Raw genomic sequence first — 6200 nt, 5'->3', positions numbered from 1 at the left:
AGGACTGGTCAGCTGTCTCGATTACTACCTAAAACGACATGCGTTAAAAGTTAACTGAACCGCCGTGTGCCGAACGGCACGCACGGTGGTGTGAGAGGGACTATGCATTAGTCCCTACTCGATTGGTTGTTCGGCTTCTTCGTCCTGAGAAGAGCTTGAAGAGTTACTTGAGGAGCTGTCTTCAAGGAATTGCTCAGGGTGAAGGGCTTTGTAAGTAGGTGAATTGAACAAGTCTACGGTGCTAGATTGGCGTTGGCTAAATAGACTTGTGGATTCTTGTCCTTTGCTTTTTTCAATCTTCAATAATTGATCCATAGCTTTATTGTAACTGATTTTACTTACATCTGGTTTACCGAGACGGTTTTCATTGTAGAAGCGGAGTAAATCTCCAGTTTGAATCATATCCGAAATTTTTAATTGTTGATTGGCTTTTTCTCTTGCTTGATCGATAGCTTTTTGGGTGGATTCATCTGGAGTTGTGATTTCTTCCCCAGTAGCTGTGTAGTAAGTGCGTCCAGAATAAGAAGTGTACTCTGGTGTTACGAAATAGTTACTTGAACGGAAGGCAACTATTTGCTCATGATCTGGAGATAATAGGTCTTGACCAACTTGTAGAAAGGCACTGGAATCAATTCCTAGAAGATGTTCTAAAGTGGGTAACATATCAATCTGCCCACCATAAGTGTCAATGATGGATCCTTGTTCCATACCGGGAACAACAACAATGTAGGGAATCCGTTGAAGCATGGCATTGTCATAGGAAGACCAAATTTCTGGATTTTTATCTAATAGTGGAGCCAGAGAAGGATTCCGTGAATTGGAGATACCATAGTGATCTCCATAGAGGACAATGACGGAATTTTCATAAAGTCCCGTTTCTTTGAGATAATCAAAGAAGGCTTTTACCGCAGAATCGAGATAGTTGGCTGTAGCAAAATAGCCATTAATTGTTTCATCCTTGGTTTCTGCTAGGGGGAATCCTTGTTCGTCCCCAATTAAGCTTGTTGTATAAGGATAATGGTTGGATACGGTTAAATATTTGGCATAGAAGGGTTGTTGCATATGCTCGAGATACTTAATCGAATCTTTGAACATAATTTTGTCATTCAATCCATATTGGAAAGAATTTTCATCGGTAGCCTTACTCATGTAAGACTGATCAAAGAAATAGTTGTATCCCCATTGTTTATAGGTTGTATTTCGATTCCAGAAACTACCAATGTTTCCATGGAAAACAGCAGAGGTATAATCTCCAGTTTGGGATAAGATATGCGGTGCAGCTTGCTGGGTATTGGTACCTCCGTAGTTAACCATGAAGGAGCCTTGATTTAATCCAAATAGGCCGGTTTCAATCATGGTTTCCGCATCAGATGTTTTACCAGCCTTGACTTGATTGAAGATGTTCGAGAAGGCAAAGCTTTCATTGGAATGATAGAGTGAATTGATAAAAGGGGTCACTTCGTATTCCTGATCATCTGATTTCAGCTTATAGTCGATCAAGAATTGTTGGAAGGACTCTAAGTGTAGATATATGACGTTGCGGCCTTTGGCAATACCGAAGGTTGCCGGATTTGGAGCGGCATTATGCTCCTTAACATACTCTAAAACAGGCTCTAAATCAGTCTCAGAGGCTTTGGCCCGTTCTTTATCAGCCTGATAGGTTTGGTTAGCACTATAGCCGAAGAAGGCTGGAAGTCCTAGAGCTCGAACTACGTAGTAGTTGGAGAAACCGCGGCTCAACAATTCAGGGCGATCAACTTCAGCAAAGAAGAGATTAGCAGAGAAGAGCATGGTCGCTAGAGAAGTAATGGCAAAGCTAGCATTAAAGCTTAGTGGTCGCTTATCGAATCGGATTTTCTTTTTCCAGAAAAGATAAACAATAATAGGAATATCCAGTAAATAGAGGATATCAAATGGTCGAAAGAGTTTCACTGCGGCATCTCCTAATCCAGCTGAGACACTGCTAGAGGCCAACATGGTATTCAGGGTGATGAAGTCAGAAAACTCTCGATAATAAATGACATTGGAGAAAAGCCAAGAGAATAAGATGAGGTAGACAACCGCTAAAAATGGGTAGAATACTTTGGTAGGTTTGATGTAAAAGGACAAGCCTAGAAGTAACAATCCCAAGGGGAGCGGATTTAAAAAAGCGAGAGCTAGTTGGTAAAAACCTTGCATATTTCCCAGTTGAATATCTAAATTAAAACTTAAGAAATAGGCAGCGATACTTTTTAACCAGTATAGGATGAGGAGGATGAAGACTAATCCTAATCGACTACTCATTGTATTTAGAAGTGATTGTATAATTTTTTTCACGGAAAAATTTCCTTACTTTGTCAAAAATATCCTTTTGGATAAGACAGTTATATTTTGGGAATAGCATCCCAATTTTATTTCAAGTTTGATTATATCATAAATTAAAAGTGGGAAACTAGTCAGAGGTGATGGAGTGATTTCTTTTTAAGAAATACTTAAGTTTGGAAGGGACAGCCGTTCCATTGGTCTTTTTATTGTGGCTATGTTAGTGGATATGCTTTGAAGAAGAATCCAGAAATAAGTTATCTCTTTAGAGAATGCAAGTAGTAGACAGGATCTATTTGTTGGGAAAGAAGGAGACCTTATGCAAGACTTTGCAATTTTGTCCAATTTTTCTGTAAATTCTGCTATAATAGATGAATGAAGCAAGTAGTTATATCGACTCGCTGTCAGCAAGATATTGGCCGAGGGCGTATTCTTCTCAACGAGAAGGATCTTCAACCGACCAATTTAGACAATGAGTTTGTTCACTTTCAGAGTCAAAATGGGAAGTTTGTAGCCTCAGGCTATCTTTCTAAACAAAATAAGGGTGTTGGCTGGGTCTTGTCTAAAGATAAGTTGAACTGGTCCGAATCCTATCTAGTGGAAAAGTTTGCTGGAGCAAAGGCGAAAAGACGAGGCTATTTTGAAGATTCTGATACCACGGCTTTTCGTGTGTTTAACCAAGAAGGGGATGGCTTTCCAGGTTTTACTGTAGATTTGTATGGAGATTATCTCCTCTTTTCTTGGTATAACTCCTTTGTTTACAATCATAGGGATGAAATTGTTGCCGGTTTTCAAAAGGTGTTCCCTGAGTGTAGGGGAGCTTATGAAAAAATCCGCTTTAAAGGTCCAGAGTATGAGAGTGCTCATTTATATGGAGAAGAAGCACCAGAGCAGTTTCTCGTTAAAGAAAATGGTGTGGTCTATCAAGTCTTTCTAAATGATGGTTTGATGACTGGTATTTTCTTGGACCAGCATGAGGTTCGCAATGATTTAGCCAATGGACTAGCTAAGGGACAGCGTCTATTAAACCTCTTTTCCTATACGGCAGCCTTTTCGGTTGCTGCTGTAGCAGGAGGAGCTGTTGAAACTGTTTCAGTGGACCTTGCTAAACGGAGTAGAGAACTTTCTCAAGCCCATTTTTTAGCGAATGAAATGAGTTTAGAAGGTCATTCCTTTGTTATAATGGATACCTTTGAATACTTGCGTTATGCTGCAAGGAAAGGTTTGAGTTTTGATGTTATCGTTATTGATCCACCTAGTTTTGCTCGGAATAAAAAACAAGTCTTTTCCGTAAACAAGGATTACCATCGATTGGTAGAAGAGTCTCTTAAACTCTTGAATCCAAAAGGACGAATGATTCTTAGTACCAATGCGGCTCAGTTGTCCTTAGAAAAATTTCAGCTTCAAATCCAAAAGGGAATGGGATCTTCTTCCTATAAGATTGAGAAGATTCACCGCTTACCAATGGATTTTCCAAGTTATGCTCTAGAGAGCACTAGTAATTATTTAAAAGTAATACAGATAAGGGTAGATGAATGAAGATAGTTGTACCAATCATGCCGACCAGTCTTGAGGATGTGCAGGCCTTGGATACCGATCGTTTTGACTCGGTAGATATAATCGAATGGCGTGCAGATTATGCAAGTAAAAAAGAGGATATTTTCTCCCTGGCTCCGGCTATTTTTGAGAAATTTGCAGGCCGTGAAATTGTTTTTACGTTACGGACGACTCGTCAGGGCGGTAGAATGGAACTAGACGGTTCTGAATATGTAGCGATTCTCCGTGAAATTCAAACTTTGTATCAGCCTGAGTATATTGATTTTGAATTTTATGCTTATCGTGATGAATTCGATAAGGTACTTGATCTTTCAAATCTAGTGTTGACCTATCACAATTATGAGGAGACGCCTGATAATTTAATGGAAATTCTGTCAGAATTGACAGCTTTGAACCCTCGAATTGTGAAAGTAGCAGTCCAACCGAAACATGAGCAGGACGTACTTGATTTGATGAATTATACTCGTGGTTTTAAATCTCTAAATCCAGAACAGGAATATGTGACCATCTCTACTGGGAAATTAGGTGTTTGGACACGTCTGATAGGTGATTTGACAGGTTCGGCTTGGACTTTTGCAGCGTTAGAAGTTCCGAGCGCTTCCGGACAACTATCCCTACATAAGACTCGGACGATTCTAGAAGCTGTAAATGATTCTGAATAGCTCCTTGGTGATGGAGGTTGCTCATGATTGAGTTTAGTATCTTTATCAGTATTGGTATTCTAGCAGGACTTTTAGGCTCCTTATTGGGGTTGGGTGGTGGTCTTATCCTTACTCCGATTCTCACAATTGTAATGGGATATGATATTAAGGTGGCTGTATTAGTCTCTATCTTTGCAGTATTGGGGACAAGTACCGGGTCTGCTCTGGCTTATTTGGAAGATGATTTGCTCAATCTCAGATTAGCTATGTTTCTTGAGATTTTTACCACTATAGGTGCCTTTGTGGGAGCACTGTTATCGACTGTTGTGCAAGGTCAGTTTCTCTTTATTCTTTATGGCTTACTGATGTTTTACCAAGCCTATACTATGTGGAAAAAAATAAAGGGTGGCGAGACCCATCATTTGACAAGTACAGCAGCAAAAAAGTCGACTCCTTTGCAAGAGTCCCTTAGTGGAACATATTATGATTTCGGAACGCAAACGCAGGTTAACTACCAAGCAGCTAATATTCCACTGGGATCGTTCATTATGTTTTTGGCAGGTGTTGCCTCAGCCTTGCTAGGAATTGGAGCAGGTGCTTTCAAGGTTTTGGCCATGGATAATGTGATGGGGCTACCACTTAAGGTATCCTCTGCAACGGCTAATTTTATGATGGGGGTCACAGGTGTTTCTTCCGCTATCTTTTATTTTAGTCAGGGGTCTGTTGATTTGCAGATTGTAGCCCCTATTGTTTTAGGAGTTATTGCAGGTTCCACGCTGGGAAGTAAACTGATGCCGAGAATTCCAGTAGCGTATTTACGAGTCTTGTTTTTAATGGTTCTCTTGGTGACAGGGGTACAAATGTTTCTGCGTGGCTTGGGAGGTTAGGATGACTCACATTAAAACGACCATCCAATGGATTCTGCGTACTGGCTTATTCTTAACAGTTATTTTCTTAGCTCTGGGAAGCTTACTGACTTTTCTGGGCTGGCAGCAGCTTGGTCAGTCAATTCTCTTGATTGGGATTTGGAGCTTGATGTTGACTCCGATTCTACGGGTGTTTACCTCCTTGATCTTTTTTTATCAAGAGAAGGACCAGCTTTATATACGGATTACATTATTGGTGTTAGCCATTATTGTTTTATCTATCGTGTTTGCCTAAGCAAGTTTTCTTTTAGGAAATAAGTGTATTATTTATAAAAAGGAGAAATTATATGTCTAATATTTATGATGTTGCTAATGAATTGAATCGCCGTCTTCGTGCTCTTCCTGAATATCAAGCAGTCGTTCAAGCTAAGGAAGAGATTGCCAAAAACCCTGAAGCTCAAGTCATGTTTGATGAGTATATCCAATTCCAAAATGAATTGCAACGAATGGCTCAAACGGGGCAAGCACCGGAAGCTGATTTTGAAGGCAGAATGCGTGATTTTTCTGAAAAAATTCAAGGAAATGAACTGGTATCCAATTTCTTTGCAAAGGAACAACAATTAGGAGTTTACCTCAGCGATTTGGAACGTATTGTCTTTGAACCAGTTCAGGAATTATTGCAATAACATAGAAAGAAGAGGTTCAATAACCTCTTTTTTCTAGTACGACGGGCATGTCGTACATCTGAGGTGTAAGTCCTCTGTGGGCACCTGCTACCGGTGAACCCAATAGCGACTCCCAAGCCTGACTATCGTGAGGTAGCGGGGAGAGGAAG

6 protein-coding genes are annotated in these 6200 nt (G+C 40.1%); 5 read left to right on the top strand and 1 reads right to left on the bottom strand.

The annotated features are described in order from the left end of the window. Positions 1-114: 114 nt before the first annotated feature. A complete protein-coding gene (locus tag ACXM1Q_RS08670) occupies positions 115-2316 on the bottom strand; it encodes an LTA synthase family protein (protein ID WP_458517728.1) in 2202 nt (733 codons plus the stop codon). Positions 2317-2676: 360 nt separating this feature from the next. Between ACXM1Q_RS08670 and ACXM1Q_RS08665 the strand changes: the two genes are divergently transcribed. The 5 genes from ACXM1Q_RS08665 to ACXM1Q_RS08645 are packed head-to-tail and all read left to right on the top strand — an operon-like array spanning position 2677 to position 6051. After that, on the top strand, positions 2677-3840 hold the full coding sequence (locus ACXM1Q_RS08665; RefSeq protein WP_458517727.1) for a class I SAM-dependent rRNA methyltransferase: 1164 nt from the start codon (positions 2677-2679) through the stop codon (positions 3838-3840). Further along, positions 3837-4520: a type I 3-dehydroquinate dehydratase gene (locus ACXM1Q_RS08660; RefSeq protein ID WP_135036333.1), complete on the top strand. Its 684-nt coding sequence runs from the start codon at positions 3837-3839 to the stop codon at positions 4518-4520. The genes ACXM1Q_RS08665 and ACXM1Q_RS08660 overlap by 4 nt, the downstream gene beginning before the upstream one ends. Before the next feature lie 23 nt (positions 4521-4543). Next, positions 4544-5386: a sulfite exporter TauE/SafE family protein gene (locus ACXM1Q_RS08655; protein WP_458517726.1), complete on the top strand. Its 843-nt coding sequence runs from the start codon at positions 4544-4546 to the stop codon at positions 5384-5386. Position 5387: 1 nt separating this feature from the next. Then, positions 5388-5660 carry a DUF1634 domain-containing protein gene (locus ACXM1Q_RS08650; RefSeq protein ID WP_458517725.1) on the top strand — a complete coding sequence of 91 codons (273 nt, stop codon included), beginning with the start codon at positions 5388-5390 and terminating at the stop codon, positions 5658-5660. 52 nt (positions 5661-5712) lie between these two features. Further along, entirely contained in the window at positions 5713-6051 is a 339-nt protein-coding gene (locus ACXM1Q_RS08645) for a YlbF/YmcA family competence regulator (protein WP_458517724.1), read from the top strand. Positions 6052-6200 lie beyond the last annotated feature (149 nt).

This window comes from Streptococcus sp. 10F2 (genome assembly GCF_054331515.2).
This window is presented reverse-complemented; position numbering and strand designations above follow the sequence as displayed.